Origin of the sequence: Paenibacillus sp. JZ16 (assembly GCF_015326965.1) — a bacterium.
Taxonomy (GTDB): Bacteria; Bacillota; Bacilli; order Paenibacillales; family Paenibacillaceae; genus Paenibacillus_AQ.
The window spans coordinates 136,123-162,474 of record NZ_CP017659.1; the positions used below are offsets into that span (position 1 = coordinate 136,123).

Here is a 26,352-nt window from a genome sequence, read left to right on the forward strand (position 1 = left end):
GAGCTGCATGCCCGTTTGGTATAATGGATGGAAAAATCCGGAGGAATCAGGAAACATGCAACCAGTTCTTTTTACGAACGGAAATCTCTTTTTACCCCATAGCGCTTCAACAGCGGATTCGATATTTGTGGAAGACGGAATCATTCGTGCTATTGGAAGCGCAGCCGACCTGCGACTTCAGCTGGCGGATCGGAAGTATCGAACGGTGGATTGGGATGGCGCCTTCGTTTTACCTGGCCTGGTCGATGCGCATATGCATCTCGGTATGCATGGACTGAAGCTTGGCATGCTTGATTTCACTGAGGCGACCTCTAAGGAAGAGATGCTGGCTATGCTTAGGGAAAGGGTCGCGGTTACGCAGCCTGGCGAGTGGATCATGGGGTTGAACTGGAATGAACATAACTTTCCAGACCGTCAGATTCCGAGCATGCAGGAACTCGACGACATGACAACGGAACATCCAGTCTATCTAACCAGGACCTGCTTCCATGCTTACCTGGGTAATTCGGAAGCCTTCCGAAGAGCGGGTGTTACATCAGACACGCCAGATCCGGAGTCCGGCGCTTTCGGCCGGGATGCCGATGGCCGGTTAAACGGCCGCATTTACGAGAATGCATCGATACCTTTTGCCATGGTGCAGCCGGAGCCTGATCCCGCCAGCCTGAAATTAGCGATGCTGGAGGCGTGCCGTGATGCGCTGCGTTTAGGCCTTACGGCAGCTCATACGGAGGATCTCCGCTTGCTTGGAAGTGTGGAAGCAATGCAGCGGATTCATAGAGAGCTAAGAGAGGAGGGACTGCACTTTCGTACCCATCAGCTGATGTTTCATGGTTATCTTGATGAAATGAAAGAGCTGGGCCTTAAGCCGGGCAGCGGCAACGATTGGAACCGTATTGGGGCCGTCAAATTATTCGCGGACGGGGCGGTTGGCGGAAGAACGGCGCTGCTGAAGGATCCCTACCATGATGCGCCTCATACTAGGGGGCTGGCTATGCATACTTTAGAGGAGCTAAGGGAAATCGTTGGCAGAGCGCGTCATCTGGGCTTTCCCGTTGCTTTTCATGCGATTGGGGACGGCGCGGCAGCGTTGATGACGGATGTGCTTGAACTTTATCCATTAAGTCGGGATTCGAAACTTCCGGACCGATTTATCCATGCCCAAATTGTACACCCGGATACGGTGAAGCGAATGAGTAAGCTGAATCTGGCCGTTGACCTGCAGCCCCGGTTTGTAGCCAGCGATTTCCCTTGGGTGTTGGAGCGTGTGGGCCCTGATCGGACAAGCTATTTGTATGCGTGGAAGAAGTGGCTGCGCTCCGGACTGCCTTGTTCCGGAGGAAGCGATGCTCCCATAGAGCCGCTAAGCCCGCTGCTCGGGATTCATGCTGCAATGACGAGACGGAAGCCGGATGAGAGACATGATGGATATATGCCGGAGGAAAAGCTGAGCTTAACGGAAGCGATTGAATTGTTTACGATCGGTGGTGCCAAGGCGGCCGGAGAATCAGGGCAGCGGGGAACGATAGCAATAGGGAAATATGCTGATTTTACCGTTGTGGATCGTTGCTTGCATGATGCTATGGATCCGGATGAACTGCTGAAGACGAAGATCAGAATGACGATTGTGAACGGGGAAATCGGTTATACGCAGTAACTTATCCAATCGAGCAGTCCAGCAAAGGACTTGCTCGATTTGTATTTATGGATGATTTTTAATGACACAGAGATGGGTTATCGACTTGAGCCTTACTTGACGACATGGTATATTGTGAAGTTGCCGGCAAAATCGTCGTACAGCATGAGGGGATGATCTTAAGCAAAACCTTAGTGGAGATTAGAGAACATGTGGGTTATCCGGATAAACATTCAAACCATGGGATATAACGGCTACATCGTTGGTTAGTGTGAAAAACAGGCGCAATTGCGTCGTTGTTTCATATATTTAAAGAGACTGAAGAGTCGAAGAAGGGAGGAAGCCAATGAACTTAAAATGGAAGACATATCTCCCGCTGTTATGGATCCTGGCCATTCCTGTGCTTAACATTTTTTATGGGATATTGAACCATGCACATACGCCGGTAAAAAGCTTAATGACGGATCTTGACTCTGCAATTCCGTTTGTACCGATATTCATTATACCGTATCTGGTATGGTACCCTTTTATCATTATTATGCTGTTTCTGTTCTGTTCCAGAGACCGAAATGTATATTATCGAACACTGTTGACCCAGTGTATTGGACTCATCGCGTGTTACATTATCTTTTTCTTGTTCCAGACGACGGTAGAGCGGCCGCTGCTTGTAGGCACAGGGGTTCTTGACCGGTTGGTAAATCTGGTGTACAGCACCGACAATCCGTACAACTGTTTCCCAAGCATCCATGTTCTGACCAGCTACTTGATGATAAAAGGGGCAGCAGCTAGTGCAGGCTTTACGAATAAAGATCGGGTGGCGGTGCATATCTTTGCTTGGTCGATCATTGTGTCCACGCTATTCGTGAAACAGCATGTCCTGCTGGACGTGGCGGGTGCCATCGCACTAGTTGAGATTTTGTGGTTTGGGGTAGGGAAATTATCTATAGGACACCGTGCTAAAAACCGGGGAGTTATCGTCCACGGGGAGAATATGTAGGAGCAATGAAAGTCCGGATAGACCGAAAGCCGTTTAACTTGCAAGCATTGTGTACGAAATCGAACGATAAAAGCCGCGTTTATAGGAAAAAATGTCATCATCATGTTACAGGAGAAGCCATAAGAATGATTCGGAACACCGAAAAGCTCATCAGAGATTTCAAGAACAATCCCAGGATGGATGGAACGATTCTGGCATCATACTGCCGGATCACTTCCCTGTATGGTGACCGGAATGACGCAGCCGCCTTATTCCGACTGTTTGCAGAGGAGCCTTATTTCGATATGAAGGATATCATGCGGCTGGATTTACATAAAGGTGAGACGTTAGAGGTAGAGGCGTTAATTGTTCACAGCCTGCAGGTGCTGCATGATTTGATGGAAGTGAAGCTGATTGATGATCTTCATCCTCCCCGTTTTGCTGCGACGAATAATGAGCGGTTCTCCGATCTCTACGCGCAGTTGTTTCAATGGAGCAACGAGTATGAAGATGATTCCATGATAGGCCGGATCCAACATGTTTTGGGATACGATCACCCGATGGTGAATCAATACATAGTATTAAGAACGAGGATGGAAATGGCGATCCGCCGGGAAATGGAACTGGAGGCACTGCGACTTCAGCCATAAAATGGTTCCGACAGGTGTGCATCGATGGAACAGCTCATGAAATCAGCCGAGTTTTCCGAAAATTTAATAAATAAGGTTTACCGCCGAAATGGTTTTATATATAATAATCATAACAAATGCGATGAAGAGACGAGTAAATAAACGAATTCTTGTACAGAGAGCTCCGGCAGCTGAAAAGGGGCAAAGCGTTCTTTATTGAAAAAAGACTCAGAGCAGCACATGGAACCCTCATTGAGAGGCGGATGGTGTGCCAGGAGCTCCTGTTATAGAGCTAGAGTATCTGCATTACCGTGTAATGCCGTACTCGATGAGGCGAATATGGTGACATATTGGCAAATTTGGGGTGGTACCGCGAGTATAACAATCTCGTCCCTAAGACTTATGGTCTTGGGGGTGGGATTTTTTTGTTATATCAAAAGAAATATGATGGTTCAAGGTAGGGTACCTACACGAATCACGCCGGATTGAATAGTTATCTAGAAGAAGCTCATTTACTGCATGCTTTTGTCCGTACGGTAGATCAAAGTCGATGTATGGGAAACATGACGCCACTATTGAAAGGATATGAGTAACGAATGTCTGAAAAACTTAAAGTCGGTATTGTCGGTGGAACGGGTATGGTCGGTCAACGTTTTATGCAACTGCTGGATGGGCATCCATGGTTCGAAGTCACTTCCATTTCTGCCAGCAAAAACTCAGCCGGCAAAACGTATGAAGAGTCGGTTCAGGGCCGCTGGAAGCTTGCCACGCCAATTCCCGAGCAGGTGAAAGGCATCTTTGTGCAGGATGCTTCACAAGTGGAACAGGTAGCGGAAGAGGTTGATTTTGTACTTTGCGCGGTTGATATGAAGAAGAATGAGATACAGGCATTGGAAGAAGCTTATGCCAAAACGGGGACGCCCGTCATTTCCAACAATTCCGCCCATCGCTGGACGCCTGACGTTCCAATGGTCATTCCGGAAATTAATCCGGGTCATATTGACGTGATTGCCGCGCAGCGCAAACGTCTGGGAACGACAACCGGTTTCATTGCCGTGAAGCCGAATTGCTCCATTCAGAGTTATGTACCGGCGCTTCACGCTTTGCTTGATTACAAACCCACCCAGGTTGTTGCCTCCACCTATCAGGCGATTTCCGGTGCCGGTAAGAACTTCACCGATTGGCCGGATATGCTGGACAATGTGATACCGTATATCGGCGGGGAGGAAGAGAAGAGCGAGCAGGAGCCGCTGCGCATATGGGGCAGCGTCGTGAACGGTGAGATCGTGAAAGCCCAATCGCCATTGATTACGACGCAATGCATTCGCGTACCCGTAACCGATGGTCACTTAGCTACCGTATTTGCATCGTTCGAGAACAAGCCTTCGAAGGATGAAATTCTGGACCGCTGGCAGCAGTTTAAGGGAAGACCGCAAGAGCTGAATCTTCCAAGTGCGCCGAAGCAGTTCATTACGTATTTCGAGGAAGAGAATCGCCCGCAGACGAAACTGGACCGTGACATCGAGCGCGGCATGGGCGTATCGGTGGGCAGATTGCGTGAGGATTCCCTCTACGATTACAAATTCGTAGGACTCTCGCATAATACGCTGCGCGGCGCGGCTGGCGGAGCTGTTCTGATCGCTGAACTGCTGAAAGCCGAAGGTTACATTCAAGCGAAATAATAACTATACTCATTAAGAAAAAGGCGACTGCTTGATGCAGTCGCCTTTTTGTGGTCATTGTTCATGGTTCGTACATTGACGAAGTTCGTGTTTATCGTATATAGTGTAATTCGCGCTTCAATGCAAAAAAGCAAAGAAGCCGAAAAGCATAAAAGCAAAAAAGTTCATCTAGATAGTCAAGTGGACGGGAAGAAGCCCTGTCATGACCAAGTTTAAGGAGTCTTAGCACCATGGAACGACATCTCAGTTTCTCAAAAAGCATCATTCTTATTGTGTTTATACTGGCAGTACTGTTTGTCTCTATCTTTCTTCTTAAGGCAGAGCCGCATATACCGCTTCTGGCAACAACCGTGGGTATCGCCTCCTTGCTGCGGTTGTTCGGGTTTTCCTGGAAGCATCTGGAATCCGCAATCATTCAAGGCATTCAAACGGCGATTATGCCGATTCTCATCCTTTCGCTCATCGGCATTCTGATTGCGGTATGGATGATGAGCGGCACCGTCCCGACCATTTTATACTATGGAATGGATTATATTGAACCGCATTATTTTGCCGTGAGTGCGTTATACGTGACCATCGTGGTGTCGATGTTTACCGGGAGCTCTTTCACGACGGTCAGTACGGTTGGCGTTGCCTTCATGGGGATTGCTGTAACGACCGGGATTTCTCCGGCACTGGCAGCAGGAGCGGTGATCTGCGGAGCTTGCTTTGGGGATAAAATGTCGCCGCTGTCCGACACAACGAACTTTGCTCCGGCGGTCGCCGGCATATCCTTGTTCACCCACATTGGCAACATGATGTACACTACGGTGCCGGCCCTGATCGTGACAACGATCTTTTTCCTGCTGGCACCAACGGCGAATAGCCTGGATTTAACATCGATAATTCAAATCAAGGCTGCGCTGAATGACGGATTCCATATTCATTGGCTAACGTTGCTATCGCCGATTGCGGTCATTGCCTGTTCCGTCAAGCGGATTCCGATCCTCCCTACGATCATTGTCGGCATTGTTACCGGACTCATCGTAACGGCCTTCGTTCAACAGCAGACGGCAGTCGATGTCTGGTTCAGCGTCATGCAGAGCGGTTACAAGAGCACGATCGCCAACGAGACCGTTGCTTCCATTGTCAACCGCGGCGGATTGCAATCGATGATGGGGTCCGTATCGCTGATATTGATTGCGTTATCCTTGGGAGGGCTGCTTCAGCATTGCGGCGTCATTGAAGCCTTCTTCCGCAAAGTCATGCAGCCGCTGAAGCGGAAGAGCAGTATCGTTCTGATGACCGGGGCGTCTGCGATTGCGGTCAATGGCATGACAGGTGAGCAGTATTTATCGATCCTTTTGCCTGGTCAAATGTTCAAGGAGGAATATGTCCGCCGAGATCTTCCGGCGAAGACGTTGTCCCGTACATTGGAGGATTGCGGTACGCTTGTTAACCCGCTGATTCCATGGGGGGTAAGCGGTGCCTTCTTCGCTGCTACGCTTGGAATTCCGGTCATTGAATATGCGCCGTATGCAACTTTCTTGTGGTTAAGCCCGCTCTTTACATTTGCCTATGCCTTGATACCGCGATTACAGCGGAACTCGCTGGGCAGGAAGATCTAAGGATAACCGAATAAACATGGATCCTCTGTTTGACCTTGCCTCCCGGATAGGGGAGACAGGGTCTTTTTGATTAAAGCGATTTAGACCCAGCCTGTTCTTCGATACAACTGATATGATGGAAAGTGATGTGCAGCCAACTTCGCGCATTCATTCTTACCGGGAGGGGATATTAGCATGAACCATAGGAAAGATAACGAGCTAACCGCTGCGGCGCTGATGGAATTGCATGTTCAGGCGATGTTTACGCATGACGGGGATATGCTAATTCGCACCATCAACGAGCCTTGGCCGGGAGAGGAGCTTGCCCCGAGATTTTTCATGGGTCGAACGATAGACGGCTCTTCGATCTGCAGGTTTCGTCATGATGTTCCCGCAGGAATTGCCGGGCAATTGAGGGCTTTGGTTGAAGATGAGCCGATCGTAACTGAAGAGGTTCAGACGAGGCCTAAACATTTTGCAGCTTATATGAACCTCCTTCGCACTGAGCACTATTCGAGCGGACCTTGTTATTGGATACCTGATCAAACAACGCAGGTCAATCAGACGGTAAGGATCACCCCGGGAAATATTCGCGAATATTCGCTCGCCGGTTTTGAATGGCTGACCACGGAAATCGATTATGACCAGCCTTGTGTTGCGCTCATTCATGAGAATAGGGTGGTATCGGTTTGCCGCAGCGTTCGGATTACAGAACGAGCTCACGAAGCTGGGCTTGAAACGTTAGAGGAATGTCGTGGAAGAGGTTATGCGGCTGCTGTTGTTGCCGGATGGGCCATAGAGGTGCAAAAGATGGGCGCGCTGGCGTTGTACAGTACTTTATGGGAAAATAGCTCTTCCCGGAGAGTGGCAAATAAATTAGGGTTGTCCTATTACGGGGTTAACTTCACGATCAGATGACATGCTGGGCAGCGTAGACTCCTTACTGTATGAAGCCATAAAGAAATCCCTCAATAAAGTTGAGGGATGAAGTGAAGTACTCCATGATGATGTGAAATGATTAGCTCGAGCTGCCTCTTCTGTTCTTATAATAGCCATGACCTTGGTTGCCATGCCTGTGTTTGTAATCGGATGAGGAACCTTTACGACGCGAATAGCCATGACTGCTGCTGTATTTTCTTCCATAATTCTTCGCGGAACTGCTGTAACGCTTACGGCCATGACTATGGGATGTAGAGTGGAGAAGCTTATTCATGATCTTTCTTAACATGCGAAAACATCCTCCTTTCTTGTTCGTCATCATTCCATATAATTTAATCGGATCGTAACATAAATGAAACCCCATAATCAAATTAAAGGCTGCCCTTCTTATCAGAGGGGTAGTCTCTTGCATTAGCGAGCGACTGCAGCTCGTGCATGAACTGCAAAGAACTTGAGTAAGGTTCACTCAATTGCATCAAGCGTCTAATCATGTTCTGCAGTTCAATCGAGAGATGAAGTTCTTCCTGCCAGCTTCGCTCCACGGTTGCACCCCGGTTGTTGTGATCCGGTTCGTAGGTGGAATAGAGCATGAACAGCATAAAGTGACCGATGTCCCGGAGATCCTCGCTTTCCTTCGAGTCCTTATATTGAACAGAGGACGCCGAGCTGTCTGCCTTGAACTTTTTCCGTACTGGTACTTGGAGCGGAGGGGGCTCACCAATCCTTCTCGCGAGTCCGAAATCAATAAGTTGGATCCTGCCATCCTTAAACAGTACGTTCGGAATCCGCAGATCAAGATGAACATAGCCTTGGTCGTGTATGTATCGGACCAGCTTCAGAAGCTGCAGCGTGATCTCGATGCATTCGACTTCTCCGTATTTCATGTCTTGTTCGAATATTAAATCTTCAAGTGTATCACCGTTCATATAAGACATGACCAGATAAGTATGGCGGTTGTCTGTGAAAAAATCCCGGTATGCCGGAATTTGCGGATGTTGGAGAGAACGTAATATCGCTGCCTCACGGTTCAGCAATTCTTTGGCGTAATCGCCTTTGCTGGGTCTCGACTGTTTAACAGCCACCACGTTTCCGCTCTGTTGATCCCTGCATTTATAGATGATGCCGTAACTTCCTTCCCCAATCCTCTGTTGAACAGTGTAACGATTCCCCAGTACCGTATTTTGTTCAGCCGGGTAATCCCGCCAAGCGTTTATAAAGGAGCTTAAGTATGAGAATAAGCGCATATCGATTCCAATCTCTCCCTTGGGTCCGTTTGATCTTCCGGAGCAAGTGCTATTCCTATTTATCGTACATGATAAGTTTAACTAAAGATAGTTCAGCTAACTGCCGGGGCTCAGTCGAGATTCATTCGATTGGAGGTTTTTTGTATGTCTGGTCTCCAATCTGATTTATGATCAGGTGTCCTTATTTTGCAAAAGCATGACCCTTTCATGCAAAGACTTGTTCGTTGCACTCTTGTAAAATTGGGCTCAAAGTTCGTGGTTAGCCATTTATGGTGGAAAGGGGCAGTGAAGCATGACAGCATCAATCAAAAGAGTTCATGTCGTATTTAAGACCCATCTGGACATCGGGTTTACCGATTTGGGAAAGAACGTAATCGAGCGGTATATGGAGCATTTCATCCCCCAGGCCTTGGAGCTGTCCGAACAGTTGGCTAACGAAGAGGGGAACGCAAAATTCATATGGACGACCGGCTCGTGGTTAATCCATGAATATCTGCAAACGTCTTCTCCTGAGATGCGGGCGCGCATGGAAAAAGCCATTGAGGAGGGGCGCATTGCTTGGCACGGGCTGCCGTTTACAACACATACGGAAATCATGGATGCCCGGTTATTCGAATTCGGAATGTCCATTTCGGACGACTTGGATCGAAAGTACGGAAAGTCCACGATCGCCGCTAAAATGACGGATGTTCCGGGCCATACGCTTGCCATGGTCCCACTGCTGGCAGAACACGGCATACAATATTTGCATTTGGGCGTTAATATGGTATCCAAGAATCCCAAGGTGCCGGAAGTATTTGTATGGCGCGCTTCCGATGGCTCGGAGATCATCGTCCATTATGCGGATAGTTACGGTAAACCGTTTCACATGGAAGGGCTGGAAGATGCCTTGTATTTTGCCCATACCCATGATAACCATGGTCCATCCACGCTAGAGGAGATCCGTGCATTGTTTGAACAGTTGGAGCAGGATTATCCAGGGGCGGAAATCATGGCCTCGACACTTGATGCATTTGCCCAGCGACTGCGTACCGTCAAAGATCGATTGCCTGTCGTGAGTGAAGAAATTGGGGATTCGTGGATACACGGGATTGCCTCGGATCCTTGGAAAATCGCTCGCTACCGTGAATTGCTAAGGCTTCGGGATCGCTGGATCGAATCCGGTCAATTGGATAAGGACAGCGAGGCGTACGCTCGATTCTGCAACCGTCTGATGTTGATCCCCGAGCATACCTGGGGGTTGAACAATTCGGTCTATCTCGTCGATTATGTTAATTATTCCTCCTCGGATTTAGCCGCTGCAAGAGCACGGGATATCGTAGAAGACAATAAACGGAGAAAATACGATTACCTGTGCCAGCAGGCGAATGATATCAGGTCATACAGCCATTACGAGAGCTCTTGGCAGGAGCAGCGGGATTATCTTGAAGAGGCCGTTCAGTCGCTGCCGAAAGCGCTGGCAGCTGAAGCGAGAATGGAGCTGGATCGGATGAGTCAGCATGATACCGTCCAAGACTCGGAGCCGCTGCAGTATAAGCAGACGATTGAAACGAACGAGCATTACGAATTAGGGCAGTTTCAGGTAAGCTTTGCTGCCGACGGATCGATCAACCGATTGATGGATCGATCCGGGAAGGAATGGGCGAACGAGCATCAGAGACTTGGCACTTATAGGTATGAAACCTTCAGCAAAGAAAACTACGACCGTTTCTTCAAGGAATACATGACCAATCTGGATATTCATCATGGCTGGGCGGACAACGATTTCGGCAAGCCGGGCATTGAATATGTCAAACCGCGGCCGGAGCATCGGCAGTATACGGCATCCTTGCGGACCCTGCATCTGGAGAGGTACGCCGATTATGATCTCGTAACTGCCGAACTGAAGCTGCCTGAGAATCTCGGCAAACAGTATGGAGCTCCACGCATACTGAACGCGATCTATATGTTCCATGCGAATGAGCCCGTCATTGAGGTAAGTCTAAGCTGGAGGGGCAAACCAGCATGCCGTCTTCCGGAAGCAAGCTGGTTTTCGTTTGCGCCTCTTGTGGATAATCCTAACGCCTGGAAGATGGATAAGCTCGGTCAACGCATATCTCCGTTATTCGTCGTAAAGGACGGCAACCGGAACATGCATGGAATCAACACGGGCCTATATTATGAGGGGGCGGACGGAACGGCGGCTATTGAAACCTTGGACGCGCCGCTTGTTTGTCCGGGAGAACCGCGGCTGCTGCAATTTGACAATACGTATGCTTCATTGACCGGAGGATTTCATTTCAATCTGCATAACAACGTATGGGGTACGAATTTCATGATGTGGTTCGAGGATGATATGAACTATCGGTTCAGATTGAGCCTGCACTCTCATTCGTGAGTCATCTGATCATGAAACAAACCGAAAGATGTGAGTTTATAACTCGCATCTTTTTTATTGTTGGATCATCCCCCGGTCAAGCTATGAAGAAGGTTTCTCTTGGGAAAGAAAATCGCTGATCCTGTTCCGAAGCTGCTCATGCTGTTCAAAATGGTTATACATCCGATAGGCAGCCGTCTGCGCATTTCCGAAGAAGAATCGTTCAAACTGGGTTTGGCGACCACCGAACGAGCTTGCACCAAGCTCCCATGCAAGCCTGAACAATGCGATGCGATCCCGAGCATCCGTCGTTGCCCCTTTTAAATATTGATTAAGGTAGGGGCCTGACTCCGATCGAAAATCCAATTCGGAAGGGATCATAATCAGGCCGCTGGAGCCTAGCAGTTGAATCATCTCTACCATCTCGGGATAGAATTTGGGGAAGAGGATGCTGGATGCGATAAGAGGACTGGCAGCTGGTACGAGATATCCGAATTTATCATGGCTGGCGCCCTGTTCGGAGGCCAGTCTTAATGCCTTGAAGGTTTCCAAAAATGTAATCACTTTCGAAACATTCGAGACCATATGGGGCTCGAGTCCAATGTTCTGTTCATCTGCCAAGGATTCCAGCAAGCCGAGCATGAATTCGGTTTTTACGATAAAACGGACGGCCATTTGATGGGCGATATGCGTATGAAAGTGACTTTCGCCGAATAAACGTCCGGCGTAAGTCTCGTCCCCATAGTAAAATATTCGATCATGAGGGACCAGCACGCGGTCGAAGATGACGAGTGTATCCATCTCTTCGTATCTGGCGCTCAGGGGATAATCATAGGAAGAAGTGGCACCGTAGCTTTCACGGCATATAAAAGTCATTCCCGGTAAATCGTTGGGAACCGCAAATGCAAACGCAGAAGGATTTACATCCTGGGACATCGTTGGCGAAGGGGTCGGGAATACCAGCATTTCTTCGCAAGTAGCCCCTTGTGTTGCCATCAAGAAGGCCCCGCTTATAATCATTCCTTCATGATTCATCTCTTCAACTTTAGCCGCGATAGCGTCTTCAGCAGCATCCTGCTGACCGGACATTTTACATGCATAGGGCTGGATGAAGGCGTGAGATAATGTAATATCGTGATCACGACAGTACTTATAATAGTTCCTGAGATTCTCCGCGTATTTCGGATGATGTTCCTCCAGAATATCGGCAGCGGTATATAAGGACATGATCGCGGTGTTCATATAGTCGGGAGCGCGCCCTAAAAAGCCGTGATGCCGCCTCGCCCATAACTCCATCATGATTCGGCGTTTCTGCAAATCCTCAGCATTCTTTGGCGGGAGAAAAGACAAGCCTACCCGTTCTCCCGTATCGGGTGAGGGGTAAGTCAATTGTTCCATATATCTTGCGTCACATTGCATATCGTATAGATCGGCCTGGGTTTGAATAAGACCTTGAAATGCAGAATGCTCGGATAAAGGTCCCTTGATAGGCTCACCTTTATACCAAATGTTGATATTCTGCCGGTCAATCCGTTCGATATACTGCTTTCCCGATTTAATAGGCACGTTGTTCACCCCATTTGTAAAAATCATAAGCTAACGAACCTGTCTACTGCTGATAATGTACGTGCTTCGTCCACGCGGAGTACATTGTCCGTCGGAACCGACGAAAAATATGCGGATGTACCTCAAGAGTTGAAATCGGGAAGTGACAAAGGCAAAAAAAACGGACCCGCTATGGTCCATTTCTTGATTTTTCGATTAATGGGATTGACCCAGATACTGCTCAAGCGTCAGGTTTTGCCTCGTGATTTCTCCTGCAATATAGACGCCCACGTAACGGACATGCCAGGGCTCATAAGAATAGCCGGTTAATTTCTCCTTGCCTTTTCCGTAACGAATGATAAATCCGTACTTCGGTGCATTGGCTTTCAGCCATTTGCCTTCTTTGGTATTTCCGAAGCTTTGCTCCAATGCATATCCTACGGAAGCGCTGGATATATCCATGCTCAGCCCGGTCTGATGCTCGCTTTGTCCAGGACGAGCGCTTGTTTTATTAGCGACGGCTTCGCCCTTATTACGGGCGTTGCGTTCGAATATGGCCTTCTGTGTGGCATAGGATCGGAAGCCTGACACGGCTTTGAGATCGATCCCGTCTTTCTTGGCAGCCGCAAACAATTTTTCGAGCGCAGTTGCCGCTACTCGTTTCATCTGTTTCTTAGGACTGGGTCCTGAGAAGCTGAACGGAATACGGGGTATGACCAAATCTTGAGGCACATAACTCGATGGTAGATTTCTTTGCTTGTTGACGAGTACAACGGTACTTGATAGATTGGTGACCGTATTTAAACCACGAACCGTTTTTATAGTCCGGTTAGGAGCGTTGTTTTCCAAAAACGCAGTAAATGATAAGCTGGAAGAAGCTGCAGCGGCAGCTTCCGCCTTGCCAATGCCGGTGCTGCTTAGAAAACTGGATAAGGCCAGGCTTGTGACAACGGAACCGATGATGACTGTGGGTATGATGGATTTTACTATTTTTTTGTGCATATGATGTCCCTCCTCGTTAGCTGTCTCTGAGTATATAAGAGAGTTATATCGGTAGAATCTCTGACTTGTTTCTGAATTGTAAACAAAATAGAATAGATCGAATCTAATAATAACCCAAAAATAGATTATAGTGATATGAAATCGTAACAAATTTCTACATAAGGAGACGTTTTAGATGGAAATACGCGATTATATTAAACAAGGGTTTGAGACCTATTACGCTAAATATAGTCAAGTGACGGAGGAGGGATTCTGCAGGTGGATGCGTCCCGACGTTCCTGCAGAGATGAAAGTCGTCGATAACGATGAGGAGTGGTCCATATGGAAATTGGTTCCTTCCGTTGTGAGTGAGGATCATCTTGGGGCGATGGAAGAAGAATATGGATTGACATTTCCGGAGTGGTATAAAGCATTCATCTCCACGTATCATCATTACTTTGACGTCATACCTGAACAAGCAGTTGACGAGCCGCTGGATAATGTCAGGCACATGTACAATCCCTTGTTGTGCCGGCTGGGATACCTTCCTTTTACATGGGACGAAGAGTACGGAAAGATATGGTGTATCGATCTAAGAGAGGACGCAGGCGAGGGTTACGGAGCGATCTATGAGATCGAACATGAAATCTTGTTTGATCTGGATGAGGAACGAACGGATCATGCCAAGCTTAAAGAGTCGCTGATATTTTTATATCCGGATTTCAAGGCGTATTTCGACCATACGTTCCTGGAAGGTTGAAACGTTTATCTTTGTCTATAAGGAGAATCGTCACATGCGAAATGAACAGCTGCAGGAAATTTTGAATGAATACGATATCCGTGAAGCGGAGATTGCGTTTATTCGGCATAATGAAAATCGAACCTACAAGGTAAAAGGCCATGACGGAAGTACATATCTGCTGCGCATTCATCAACCGTTCAAAGACGGCATGGCAGGTCAGCAGCATACTTACGAAGGTCTAATGGGTGAGCTGCAAATGCTGGAGCACTTGTCAGACCGAAATCATCTGCTTGTCCAAAGGCCTGTGCGTAATCGGGAAGGTGAGCTGATCACGGTCATCGAACACGAGGGGAAGCGTTGGAACAGCTCCGTGCTTACCTGGCTGGAAGGAAGAGACTTGCATAAGGATGACGTAAGCGACCCGGTATTGGTCGAGAAGCTGGGGGCTCGCATTGCAGAGCTGCACAAATTCTATAGCCAATACGAGCCGGAGGGCCTGGACAAGCGTCCGAGTCAGGGGATTGCCTACAATCAATATATGATCGAGGTTATACAGCAAGGATTAGCGAAAGATTTGTTTACTTCCACCGATGTTTCCATTATTGAAGAAACCATATCGTTGATTAACGCGCGCCTTGAGGACAATAGGAACGTTGAGGCTTGGGGGCTTATCCACGGTGATTTAAGCTTGGGGAATATCATCATGACCTCGGATGGAGAACTGTGTTTTATCGATTTTGGTTTTTTCGGACCAGGATATGATTACACGGATGTTGCAATGGGTGCCATGATGGTTCCTTCAGAGCTTCGGGATATATTCCTGAAAGGGTATTATGGCCATGATCACACGGGAGAAGATAAGCTTGTTCTGTTAGAAGGTTTCATGCTGCTGGCCATTATCGGATACTATGTCTTTCAGATGGAGAATGAATCGGTGCATGCATGGATGCGTGAACGAATGCCGAAGCTGTGCGCCGATTACTGTACGCCTTATTTAGCGGGTGAACGCATATTTTATTCCGTATAAATCGATGTCGGCTCGGACGATATCCGTGAAAGATCATTATAAGCATTCGATCCCTTGGTCAGCACGCTAATCGGGTGATACGATATGAGATATACAACTTAAGGATTAGAGGTGAACAGCGTATGGCAGAAAGCAAACTTCTGCTGCAACAAAAAGCTCTCCAGGATGAGGCTTCTGAGGTAGCAGATGAACTTCGACTTCATGAGTTATTAAGTCAAGCAGGCGAACCGGTGCGTGTCGGCAGCTCAGCCCTCGGGTTGATGGTATGGAGAGACCTGGACATGACGGTAAAATGTTCTCGGCTGAATCAACAATTAATAGCACAAATCGCATCGGAACTCATGCTACGTGCTGGTGTGCGGGAACTGAAGTTCATCAATGATACCGGAGTTTACAATACGGATCCCGCTTATCCCGATGGATTGTACATTGGCCTAAAGTATAAGTCTCAGCAAGGGAAGGAGTGGAAGATGGACATATGGTTCGTGGATGAACCGGAGAGACAACCCGACTTGAAACATATCATAACGATGCCTGATCTGCTGACTCGGGAACGCCAGGAAGCTATTTTGAGAATCAAAAATAACTGGGCAAGCCGTGCTGAATATGGCAAAACCGTGCGAAGCTTTGATATTTATACAGCGGTCCTGGAAGAAAACGTAAGCACGCCGGAGCAGTTTCAGGCCTGGCTGAACCAAAGGTCCATGAATATAGAATAGAGCCTATGATTCTAACAGCAAATTGGAGGTCAGATCCAATCCGGATTTATGATTGCCGGGTTATACGAGGATTCCTTCGGAGGCGAGAAATTGTTGGACCGTTATGCGAACAGTTTTATTGCGACAAGAGCCATAAAGGCTTAACAGCATAGCCATTTCCAAGGCTTCATCAGAAGAGTCATCCAAGCGGGTGGCTTTTCTTTTTATGTATATGTAAAACTTAAGTAAATCCTATTTTTTAAATATTATCCATATCATTTTTCCTGTGATAGCATGATCGTATATCTGGTAAGTGGAGAGAGGAATGATAGATATATGAGTACAGCATTTTGGCTAACCAATGCCCGGTTAGAAAGCGGTTATGAAGTTCAAGATGGCGTTATTACGGGAACAAAGACGGAGATTCGCCATATATTCATAGAAGATGGGAAAATCGCGAAAATTGTAGCTTCGGACACAACGATAACAGACGAGTGGCCGCAGCACGATGTGAAGGGTTTATTGCTTCTGCCATCCTTTATCGAAAAGCACTGCCATTTGGATAAAACGCTGCTTGGTGACCGATGGCGTTCCGTTACGCCGGTTTCCAGTATTTTCGAACGTTTGGCAATCGAGAAAGCGACGCTTCCTTCGCTGGATACCTTAACGCAGGAACGTGCGGAACGGCTGCTTGAAATGTACCTGGAGTCCGGGGTGACACATGTCCGAACGCATGTCGATATTTATCCGGAAGCCGGATTAGACAATTTAGAAGCGGTACAACAGGCACTACGCTCGTTTGAAGGAAAGTTATCTTATGAGATCGTAGCTTTTCCGCAGCATGGTTTGCTGCGCTCGAAATCAACGGAGTTAGTAAGACAAGCACTTCGCAGAGGAGCAAGCCTGGTCGGCGGAGTTGATCCGGCGACGGTGGATGGCGATATCGAAGCTTCCTTGCAGGAAATGGTGGAGCTCGCCGTGGAAGCCAATGCAGGCATTGATCTGCATCTGCATGATGCCCATCATCTGGGAACCTTCACCATGAAGCGGTTAGCACAGCTGACCATCGAGGCGGGTCTGCAGGGCAAGGTGGCGATCAGCCATGCCTTCGGACTGGGCGATATTCCATCATCCCAAGCACAGGAAATGGGGGACTTGCTCGCTGATGCGGGGGTCGCCGTTATTACGAGTGTGCCCATTGGCCGGAACTTTCCGCCGGTTGGTTTGCTGCACGAGCGAGGTGTAGAAGTGGCCGTCGGATGCGACAACATTTTTGATGTGTGGTCTCCCTTCGGAAATGGGGATGTGCTGGAGCGCGCCGGCCGACTGGCCGAAATATCCAGATGGGTGGATGAACGCGCTCTAGCGCAAACGCTTCAATATATTACCGGTGGCATTACACCGCTGAATCATGATGGGGAGCAGGTGTGGCCGCAGGTCGGAGACGTCGCCAGCATCGTAGTGGTCGAAGCTTCTTGTTCTGCTGAAGCCGTTGCGAGAAGATCCAAACGCGTGGCGACGATGTTTCAGGGACACATCGTTTCCGGTTCGCTTTAGGCGAATTTTATGTCCATTCGGATTAAGTTGCTGCTGTCCTATACCGGGATGCTGGTCATTAGCCTGCTGGTCTTTGTCTTGACTGCCAGTTTGTTTACCATTGCGGCTACCGGCGATGTTCACGGTGTTCGGGATTTTTATAAAGTGCACTACCAGATTAACCCGCTCACGGAACAAGAGGAGTCTATTTTCCTCGAATTAAAATATCTTTCCAAGAACGAGCCGGATGAGCTGCAGAACAAAGAGCTTCTGACGGAATACGATTTTAAGCTGAGAACCGTACGAGCAGGACTGTACGTCCGCAGAGAAAACGACCAGGTCTTTGTGTCCAACACGATGAACCAGCCTGAACTGGAAGCGAATCTGCCTCCATATGACCTGAACAACAATCAGATCCGCAATACCCTTAACATCGGTGAACGGTTCTATGCATATGCCAAATATGATTTCCGGTATTCGGACGGGGCCAAAGGGAGCGTGTACGTGATTCGCGAGCGAAGTCCATTCGGCGAAGTCACTCGCAAGCTGCTGCCCATACTTGTCTTGAGTCTCGTAGGCATCGTTGTTGTTGCGAACGTATTGTTATATCGTTGGATCACTCGCAGCGTGGTCAAACCGCTTGATTTGCTCCGACATTCGGCGGAACACATTAGGGAGGGAAATCTCCAGTTTTCTCTGGATTTGCATTCCAAGGACGAAATCGGTCAGTTAAATGAGACGTTTGAGAATATGCGGAAGCGTCTGCATGAATCGATTCAACTGCGGCTTCAGGATGAAGAGAATCGGAAAGAACTGATCTCCAATATCTCTCATGACTTGCGCACTCCCATAACGAATATTAAAGGGTATATCGAGGGCATACGCGACGGTGTTGCGGATACGCCGGAGAAAATGGATAAATACGTGAACATCATTTACACGAAAACCATTGATCTGGATAGGCTTGTGGATGAGTTGTTCCTCTATTCCAAGCTAGATTTAAAGCAGGTTCCGTTCATGTATGAGCATGTCGATATCATCGGTTTTATAGACGATTGCATCGATGAGCAGCGCTACGTGTTGGAGGAGAAGGACATTTTGCTGGAGTGGAAGGAACGCCCCGGTGATCCTGTCGAGGTCATTGCCGACCTGGAAAAATTAAAGCGAACCGTGCTCAACATCATTGGAAATGCCCAGAACTTCATGGACAAGAAGCAAAAAAACATAGGTGTCTCGATCCGGCTGTCTCCGGAATGGGTAACGGTAGAAATACGGGATAATGGCATGGGTATCGATCCGGAAGCGATTCCTCATATATTCGAAAGATTTTATCGTGCGGAGCCATCCCGCAATTCTGCAACAGGCGGCAGCGGCCTGGGGCTTGCCATTGCCAGCCAGATCATCGAGGGACACGGGGGTACCATCTGGGCGGAGAGCGAACTGGGCGTCGGCACCAGCCTGAACTTTACCCTCAAACGAGCGAATATGAAGGAGGCACTTTAATCCATGACGGCACGTATTCTCATCATTGAAGACGAGACAACCATCGCTCAGTTGGAGCGGGATTATTTCGAGTTGAACGGATTTATGGTTGATCTATGCCATACAGGCAATGAGGGTATGAAGCTTGCCCTTCATGAGGACTACAGCCTTATCATTGTGGACCTTCAGCTGCCCGGTATGAACGGCTTTGAATTATGCAGCCGCATCAGGAAGAACAAGGAGGTACCGATTCTGATCGTATCCGCCAAGAATGAAGAGATCGATAAAATCCGTGCCTTCAATCTCGGTGCCGACGATTACATTACCAAGCCGTTCAGCCCGAGCGAATTAGTCGCAAGAGCCAAAGCCCATTTGATGAGATATGTGAGGCTTATGGGCAAGCAAAGCCCAAATCCAAGCTCAGAAATTCATATTCGCGGTTTGGTTATCGATAAATCGGCGCGAAGAGTGTTCGTACGCAATCAGGAGGTCGCGTTCACAACCAGGGAGTTTAACTTGCTGGAATTTCTGGCTAGTCATCCGAACCGGGTGTTTAACAAAACGGAACTGTTTGAACGGATATGGGGCATGGATTCCAGCGGGGATATTGCAACCGTAACCGTCCATGTCCGTAAGCTGCGCGAAAAGATGGAGCTGGATCCATCCAATCCGCAGTACATTGAAACGGTCTGGGGGGCTGGCTACCGCTTTTCGGTTTAAATAATTTAGAAATTGTTAATAAAAGTTTTCGAAACGCTTAATCCCGGCTTTCTTGGGAGTTTAGGACTCTCCTCTATCATGGAGATATGACAATCAAGGCTCATATTTCAACGATTCAGGGAGGGTTTACCAATGAAAACATATTCTAATAAACTGGCGGCCATGATAGTGGCAGCTGCTCTGGGAACGGCTTCGCTGCCGTTGCATGTTCTGCAAGTCGAGGCTGCGGGAGCTCCGCTGGCTGTCCAAGATATAGAGCAAGCCACTCAAGTATTGTCCCAGCTTCGCGTGATGCAGGGTTACCAGGATGGCTCGATGGGGATAACCAGTCCGATCACGCGGGCAGAGCTGGCGAAAATGCTTGTACTTGCGTTTGGTCTTGAAGGCAGAGGGGAGACAGAGCCAAGCTTCACGGATGTGAATCCAAACGCGTGGTATGAGCGGTACGCATCCGAGCTGGTGGCGCAAGATATTATGCAGGCACCTGACGGCCGTTTTGACCCGCGAGGAACCGTTGCCCACGCCGAGCTGGTACAAATGGTGTCTAAGGCTTTGAAACGCGATGCCAAGTCCGTGGATTACTGGGCAAAGCGTTTTTATTCCGAGGAAGGCCAAACCACTCGTGGTCAAGCTGCCTACTTGATCAGCAATGCCCATGAGGCGATTCCGTCAGAAAAAGCCAAAATCACCAGTGTCCGCGCACTGAATGCGATAACCCTGATCGTCACTTTTGATGCTCCATTGACCACAGACAATGAGGCGTTTGCCAAAGCCAAAGAAGATTTTAAATTTGACAATGGACTAGAACTCACCAACATGCCGCGTTTAAAGACGGGCTCCATATCCACTTACATCGTCCCAACCTCCGTTCAAAAACCGGGTACATCGTATACGTTTACCTATAAAGGGAAAACAGCAGGTGCATTTACAGGTAATAGCACGAAGTTGGACATGACAGAGGTTAGACAAGTGGCTCAGGATACGTTTGAGTTGGAGGCACTCAAAGCGAACGGCGTCGTTGACTACGGTTATGTTATTTCCGCTTATAGCGGGGGCCGCGGAACCAATGCATTCGTGTTGGATGAGAACAACAGCGCGGATGGAAAAGTCTATCAGATCATCTCGTCTGGGCAGGGCAGAGAAGTCATGATTACGCCTGCAGGCGGACAACCTATCGTGGCCAAATACGTACCCTTCACCCAGTCCACGGATGGCAAACAAGAACCGAAATTCCGTTTGCCTGAAGGCCAGACGCTGACGCCGGGTGTTACCTATACCGTTACCTCGGATTGGGCACAGATTGCGAACCCGACTTTCGTTGCGGAGAGTTTCGAACCGCTGGATATCATCGGAGCCGAGGCGATCGGTGACAGCTCCGTTTCCATTACATTATCCGAGGACCCTGAAGATGAGCTGTTCTCCGGTCGGAGCATCGAATTGATTGACACAGAGGGCGGCAAGCTTATGGCAACCTATAAATATTCAAGCCGCAAAGGTGCAGTAGGCGTGTTCGATCTTAATCAGGAGGGCAAACTGAAGCCAGGAACGACCTATACGATTAAACCGGTCGGCAAATGGGCAGGCGAAACAACGGCGGTTCTGACCGTGAATTAATAAACTGTGGGAACATGAATACCCCATATGATAAGGATGAGCTCAAGAGCTCGTTCTTTTCATATGGGGTTTATTACATTTGTATAGAAACCATTTTATCATTTGGGACATTCGGGGTTAGCAATTCATTCCACAAAATCAGAAAAAAATTCCAATTAAATTGTTAGTTCTGTAGTCGAAACGTCCGGGAAGTGGGTATTAAATGTTAAACGGTTGACAACCTGTATATACATGTATATGATTTCCCTATATGCAACCTGTATATACAAGATGACGAGGAGGACGAAGTTTCATGTTGAACCCAGAAACCCAGTCTCAAGACTGGTGGAGAACTTCGACGGTTTATCAAGTATATCCGAAGAGCTTCAACGATACGACCGGCCTAGGTACCGGCGATATACGCGGGCTCATGGAGAAGCTGGATTATATAAAAGGACTTGGCATCGACATTGTGTGGCTCCAGCCGGTGTATGTTTCTCCGCAAAATGATAACGGTTACGACGTAGCGGATTATTGCAGCATAGATCCTGCATACGGGATGATGGACGATTTCGATAAGCTTGTGGCCGAATTAAAAAAGCGAGACATGCATCTGATGATCGACATCGTCGTGAATCATTCATCGACCGAGCATCGATGGTTTAAAGAAGCGGTTTCCTCACGCGATAACCCGTATCGCGACTATTACATCTGGCGGGATCCGGCAGAAGACGGCGGCCCGCCGAATAACTGGCAATCCAAGTTCGGAGGGCCAGCTTGGCAGTATGACGAGGGATCAGGGCAATATTACTTGACATTGTTTGACAAAACGCAGGCAGACTTGAACTGGGAGAACGAGAAGGTCCGTGCGGAGGTTGTGGATATCCTCACCTATTGGGCGGAAAAGGGAGTCAGCGGATTCCGGATGGATGTCATCAATCTCATATCGAAGGATCCCAGTTTTCCCGATGACGACGGATCCGTGGCGCCGGGCGACGGACGCAGGTTTTATACGGACGGCCCCCGAGTGCACGAATACATTAAGGAATTGAACGAAAAAGTGTTCAAGCCTTACAATCTCGTCACGGTGGGAGAGATGTCCTCCACAATCTTGGAGCATTGCATTCGATACTCGAACCCGGAGGAGAATGAATTCTCCATGACGTTCAACTTCCACCACTTGAAGGTAGACTATCCCAACGGGCAAAAATGGGAGCTCAAGCCTTATGATTTTGAGGAGCTGAAAAGAGTGCTCTCCGATTGGCAAATCGGCATGCAGAAGGGCGGTGGCTGGAATGCCCTCTTCTGGAACAACCATGATCAGCCGCGAGCGCTGACCCGGTTCACCAATGATGGCAAATACCGCACGGAAAGTGCAAAGATGCTGGCCACAACGCTTCACGGGTTACAAGGCACCCCATATGTGTATCAAGGCGAAGAAATCGGCATGCCCGATCCGAAATGGAATGATATCTCCGAGTTTCGGGATATTGAATCATTAAACATGTACACCATTCTCCAGGAGCAGGGTAAAACGCCGGAGGAGGCTGCCCACATCGTCAAAGTGCGCTCGCGCGACAACTCCAGATTGCCTATGCTCTGGAATGACGGTGACCAAGCCGGATTTACGACGGGGACGCCTTGGATCAAGATCGATGAGCGGTATCCGCTGATCAATGCGCAATCCGAAGTGGAGAATCCGCAATCGATCTATCATCATTACCGGAAGCTGATTCAATTGCGAAAGAACCTTCCGGTTATTACGGACGGTGAATATGTTCGTCTGGATGAAGGTCATCCCGAAATTTATGCGTATGCCAGAACGAACGAGGAACAGACGCTTGTTGTCATTTCCAATTTCAGCGACCACGACGTTTCGTTCGAGCTTCCGAAGACGATGATAGACAAGCTGAACGAAAGTCGATCGGTTCAACTGTTAATCGGCAACACAATGGAAGAACAAGTCCTTACTCCAACCATTGCACTTCGACCGTATGCATCCTATATGTGGCTTATTCATAACAACTAATTCATAATGTCAGGAGCGTAGAGCTATGGCCATTGATCGCAAAAACGTGGAGCGCATTGTCGAGGCAGTCGGCGGAAAAGACAATATCGAAGCCGCTACGCATTGCGTAACCCGATTAAGATTTGCCCTTGTGGACGACAGCAAGGTGGACTCCCAAGCCCTTGAAGCGAACGATCTGGTGAAAGGGCAGTTCTCGTCCCAGGGACAGTTTCAGGTCGTGATCGGACCGGGTCTTGTCGACCAGGTTTACAATGAAATGATGGATATCACCGGCGGAGCGAGAGTTTCGAAGGATGAAGTGAAGAACATTGCGAGCAAGAAGCAAAATCCGCTGCAGCGGGCGATCAAGACGCTTGCGGATATATTCATTCCGATTCTGCCGGCCATCGTCATGGCAGGTTTGCTGCTTGGTATCAACAATCTGCTTACGGGACCGGGTATCTTCTATGAAGGACAATCGTTGATTCAGGTCCATCCCGAGTGGGCGGACGTAGCCTCGATTATTAATCTGATTGCAAGCACTGCCTTTACTTTCCTTCCCGTTCTGATCGGATGGTCGGCGGTAAGACAGTTCGGAGGCAACCCGCTGCTCGGGATTGTACTGGGTCTGATCTTGGTAAATCCGGATCTGCTCAGCGCTTACCAGTATGCCGATGCCAAGCTGGAGGGTACGGTTCCCGTCTGGAACCTGTTCGGCTTTGAAGTGGAGAAGATCGGTTATCAAGGCCAAGTGCTGCCGGTTCTAGTCTCAGCTTATATTTTGGCCAAAATCGAGAAGTTCCTGAACAAACGCGTCCATGACTCCATTAAGCTGCTTGTTGTGGCCCCCGTGGCCCTGTTGGTGACCGGTTTCCTCGCGTTTGTTCTGGTGGGACCGATCACGTTTGCCATCGGCAACGTCCTCACTTCAGGTCTTGTCAGCATTTTTGATTCCTTTGCCGCTCTCGGCGGCCTGATCTACGGCGGACTGTACGCGCTCCTTGTCATCACGGGGATGCATCATACCTTCCTTGCAGTGGACATTCAGCTCATCGGCAGTGAAGGCGGAACGTTCTTGTGGCCGATGCTGGCATTGTCTAATATTGCGCAAGGTGCCGCAGCGCTGGCCATGATGTTTATCATGAAGGAACAGAAGGCGAAAGGACTTGCCGTTACCTCTTCCATCTCCGCTTTCTTGGGGGTCACAGAGCCGGCCATCTTCGGGGTCAACGTTCGTCATAAATATCCGTTTATTTTCGGCATGATCGGATCCGGAATAGCCGGTGTGCTGCTGGCTGTGAACAACGTTCTGGCTTCATCGATCGGCGTGGGCGGGATTCCGGGATTCCTATCGATATTCCCTAACCAGTGGGGCGTCTTCTTCCTCGGCATGGCGATTGTATTGGTCATTCCGTTCACAGGGACATTGCTGTTCGGGCGTTACCAGTTGTCCAAGCAGTCTCGACGTACAACGGAAGGGAATCCTGCTGGCTCGGATGCAACAGAACAAGCTGTTCCAGCAGCATTGAACGGCAGTTTTCAGTCCGAGTCGTTCGACTCGTATGAATCGGCGAATAGTCCAACTATGGAAGCGGCTCAAGAAGCCGTGGTCGATATCATGGCACCGATCAAAGGGAAAGTGGTTCCCCTGTCTGAGGTGCCGGATCTTGCCTTCGCGGATAAACAGATGGGACAGGGCATTGCCATCCTCCCGTCCGAAGGAAAAGTGTATGCTCCATTTGACGGACAAGTCGCGCATCTGATTAAGAAGAGCAAACATGCCATTATTTTGACGGATACGAACGGAGTTCAGATCCTGATTCACGTCGGTATCAACACGGTCTCCTTGAAGGGAGAGGGATTCACGGCTCACGTGGAAACAGGTGCGGAGATAAGCAAAGGGCAGCTGCTGCTTGAATTCGATATGGATCGGATTCAGAAAGCCGGTTTACCCGTCATTACGCCGGTCATTATTCCAGATGGGCAGGAACATATTCAGAAGGTTACGGAGTTTGAAAGCGAAGCGTTTCCAGGCGATACGCGAGTGCTTCAGGTGACTCTCGGTAATGGAAGCTGACAGTTCCGATGCAGCATGTAATAGCCGCTGGAAAATGGTACAATAACTGATGGTGATAAAGGATGACGAACAACATTTATTGGACGCTATACAAAGATTATGCCGACAAAATCGAAACCGGCACTCTGCAGCCCGGCAGCAAGCTGCCCTCGGAAAACGAGCTTGCGGCAACCTATCAAATCACTAGGGAAACGGTACGCAAGGGACTCAATTTGCTGGCTCAAAACGGTTATATTCACAAGGTAAAAGGCAAAGGTTCTTTTGTGCTGGATACAGGCAGAATGAACTTCCCGGTAACGGGGCTCGTCAGTTATAAAGAGCTAGCGGAACGGCTAGGCCGAAAGAGCCGAACGATTGTATATGAGACGGATTGTGTTCCGGCCGGAGACGGAATTGCAAGGGAGCTTCAAATTCGTCCGGATCGGCTTGTATGGAGGGTCATCCGTGCCAGGGAAATCGAAGGTGAGCGCATCATTCTTGATATCGATTATTTGCTTGCCGACATCGTAACGGGTCTAACGAGAGATATTACCGGCGATTCTATCTATCAATACCTGGAGCAGGAGCTCCATTTGAAAATCAGCTACTCGAAAAAAATGATCTCCGTTGAACGAGTTACTACGATGGACCAGTCCTATATGGATCTTGGAAACGATACTCATGTCGTCGTAGTCCGGGGCTACGTTCATCTGGAAGATACCACGCTCTTCCAGTATACGGAATCGAGGCATCGATTGGATAAATTTCAGTTCGTTGATTTTGCAAGAAGAGAAACCAATCATGATTTTGGAGAGCAATAGAAGTGATTATGCAGCCGCGAATTTCATCGCGGCTTTTTTATGTTGTCTTGACACAGGCTTACCGGGGATTTGGTTAACGGGGCGATGTGCCGGAGAAT

Annotated in this window: 21 protein-coding genes, 1 pseudogene and 1 other annotated feature; of the genes and pseudogenes, 18 read left to right on the forward strand and 4 right to left on the reverse strand. The window is 48.6% G+C overall.

The window, feature by feature from the left end; genetic code table 11:
* The first annotated feature begins 55 nt into the window (after positions 1–55).
* From BJP58_RS00610 to aac(2')-IIb, 6 genes are all read left to right on the forward strand, one after another.
* The gene (locus tag BJP58_RS00610; RefSeq protein ID WP_194542344.1) at positions 56–1,654 is read left to right on the forward strand and encodes an amidohydrolase; all 1,599 of its coding nucleotides are present in this window, start codon (positions 56–58) and stop codon (positions 1,652–1,654) included.
* 325 nt (positions 1,655–1,979) lie between these two features.
* Positions 1,980–2,630, forward strand: coding sequence for a phosphatase PAP2 family protein (locus BJP58_RS00615; RefSeq protein ID WP_194542345.1), 651 nt, complete (start codon positions 1,980–1,982; stop codon positions 2,628–2,630).
* Between the two features lie 125 nt (positions 2,631–2,755).
* A complete protein-coding gene (locus tag BJP58_RS00620; protein ID WP_194542346.1) occupies positions 2,756–3,259 on the forward strand; it encodes a hypothetical protein in 504 nt (167 codons plus the stop codon).
* 112 nt (positions 3,260–3,371) lie between these two features.
* Positions 3,372–3,636, forward strand: a binding site (T-box leader).
* 198 nt (positions 3,637–3,834) lie between these two features.
* Positions 3,835–4,920, forward strand: coding sequence for an aspartate-semialdehyde dehydrogenase (asd, locus tag BJP58_RS00625; protein ID WP_194542347.1), 1,086 nt, complete (start codon positions 3,835–3,837; stop codon positions 4,918–4,920).
* A gap of 230 nt (positions 4,921–5,150) precedes the next feature.
* Positions 5,151–6,527: a Na+/H+ antiporter NhaC gene (gene nhaC / locus BJP58_RS00630; RefSeq protein WP_194542348.1), complete on the forward strand. Its 1,377-nt coding sequence runs from the start codon at positions 5,151–5,153 to the stop codon at positions 6,525–6,527.
* A gap of 174 nt (positions 6,528–6,701) precedes the next feature.
* Complete coding sequence (aac(2')-IIb, locus tag BJP58_RS00635; protein WP_233354843.1) at positions 6,702–7,424, forward strand: kasugamycin N-acetyltransferase AAC(2')-IIb; 723 nt, start codon at positions 6,702–6,704, stop codon at positions 7,422–7,424.
* Positions 7,425–7,524: 100 nt separating this feature from the next.
* Here the strand turns inward: aac(2')-IIb and BJP58_RS00640 are convergent, their stop codons facing one another.
* Both BJP58_RS00640 and BJP58_RS00645 read right to left on the reverse strand, forming a co-directional pair.
* Entirely contained in the window at positions 7,525–7,734 is a 210-nt protein-coding gene (locus BJP58_RS00640; protein WP_100539335.1) for a hypothetical protein, read from the reverse strand.
* A gap of 82 nt (positions 7,735–7,816) precedes the next feature.
* Positions 7,817–8,689: a serine/threonine protein kinase gene (locus BJP58_RS00645; protein ID WP_194542349.1), complete on the reverse strand. Its 873-nt coding sequence runs from the start codon at positions 8,687–8,689 to the stop codon at positions 7,817–7,819.
* A 292-nt stretch (positions 8,690–8,981) separates the two neighbouring features.
* Here BJP58_RS00645 and BJP58_RS00650 point away from each other — a divergent pair, with 292 nt between their 5' ends.
* A complete protein-coding gene (locus tag BJP58_RS00650) occupies positions 8,982–11,066 on the forward strand; it encodes a DUF5054 domain-containing protein (protein ID WP_194542350.1) in 2,085 nt (694 codons plus the stop codon).
* A gap of 81 nt (positions 11,067–11,147) precedes the next feature.
* Here the strand turns inward: BJP58_RS00650 and BJP58_RS00655 are convergent, their stop codons facing one another.
* The gene (locus tag BJP58_RS00655) at positions 11,148–12,611 is read right to left on the reverse strand and encodes a 4-hydroxyphenylacetate 3-hydroxylase family protein (protein ID WP_194542351.1); all 1,464 of its coding nucleotides are present in this window, start codon (positions 12,609–12,611) and stop codon (positions 11,148–11,150) included.
* Between the two features lie 195 nt (positions 12,612–12,806).
* Complete coding sequence (locus BJP58_RS00660) at positions 12,807–13,592, reverse strand: M15 family metallopeptidase (protein ID WP_194542352.1); 786 nt, start codon at positions 13,590–13,592, stop codon at positions 12,807–12,809.
* Between the two features lie 175 nt (positions 13,593–13,767).
* Between BJP58_RS00660 and BJP58_RS00665 the strand changes: the two genes are divergently transcribed.
* The 11 genes and pseudogenes from BJP58_RS00665 (at position 13,768) to treR (ending at position 26,254) form a co-directional block, all read left to right on the forward strand.
* Complete coding sequence (locus BJP58_RS00665; protein WP_194542353.1) at positions 13,768–14,331, forward strand: SMI1/KNR4 family protein; 564 nt, start codon at positions 13,768–13,770, stop codon at positions 14,329–14,331.
* Between the two features lie 34 nt (positions 14,332–14,365).
* Positions 14,366–15,340, forward strand: coding sequence for a phosphotransferase enzyme family protein (locus tag BJP58_RS00670; RefSeq protein WP_194542354.1), 975 nt, complete (start codon positions 14,366–14,368; stop codon positions 15,338–15,340).
* Positions 15,341–15,462: 122 nt separating this feature from the next.
* Positions 15,463–16,059: a hypothetical protein gene (locus BJP58_RS00675; protein WP_194542355.1), complete on the forward strand. Its 597-nt coding sequence runs from the start codon at positions 15,463–15,465 to the stop codon at positions 16,057–16,059.
* Between the two features lie 18 nt (positions 16,060–16,077).
* Positions 16,078–16,203 (forward strand): annotated as a pseudogene (locus BJP58_RS33400) (SAM-dependent methyltransferase); the annotation flags it as partial.
* 171 nt (positions 16,204–16,374) lie between these two features.
* Positions 16,375–17,595, forward strand: a complete 1,221-nt coding sequence (locus BJP58_RS00680) for an amidohydrolase (protein WP_194542356.1) — start codon at positions 16,375–16,377, stop codon at positions 17,593–17,595.
* Positions 17,596–17,604: 9 nt separating this feature from the next.
* On the forward strand, positions 17,605–19,077 hold the full coding sequence (locus tag BJP58_RS00685) for a sensor histidine kinase (protein WP_194542357.1): 1,473 nt from the start codon (positions 17,605–17,607) through the stop codon (positions 19,075–19,077).
* A 3-nt stretch (positions 19,078–19,080) separates the two neighbouring features.
* Positions 19,081–19,776, forward strand: coding sequence for a response regulator transcription factor (locus BJP58_RS00690; RefSeq protein ID WP_194542358.1), 696 nt, complete (start codon positions 19,081–19,083; stop codon positions 19,774–19,776).
* Between the two features lie 132 nt (positions 19,777–19,908).
* Positions 19,909–21,390 (forward strand): S-layer homology domain-containing protein, encoded by a 1,482-nt coding sequence (locus BJP58_RS00695; RefSeq protein ID WP_194542359.1) that lies wholly within the window; start codon positions 19,909–19,911, stop codon positions 21,388–21,390.
* 292 nt (positions 21,391–21,682) lie between these two features.
* Positions 21,683–23,398, forward strand: a complete 1,716-nt coding sequence (treC, locus tag BJP58_RS00700) for an alpha,alpha-phosphotrehalase (protein ID WP_194542360.1) — start codon at positions 21,683–21,685, stop codon at positions 23,396–23,398.
* 25 nt (positions 23,399–23,423) lie between these two features.
* On the forward strand, positions 23,424–25,454 hold the full coding sequence (gene treP / locus BJP58_RS00705; protein ID WP_194542361.1) for a PTS system trehalose-specific EIIBC component: 2,031 nt from the start codon (positions 23,424–23,426) through the stop codon (positions 25,452–25,454).
* Between the two features lie 62 nt (positions 25,455–25,516).
* A complete protein-coding gene (treR, locus tag BJP58_RS00710) occupies positions 25,517–26,254 on the forward strand; it encodes a trehalose operon repressor (RefSeq protein WP_194542362.1) in 738 nt (245 codons plus the stop codon).
* Positions 26,255–26,352 lie beyond the last annotated feature (98 nt).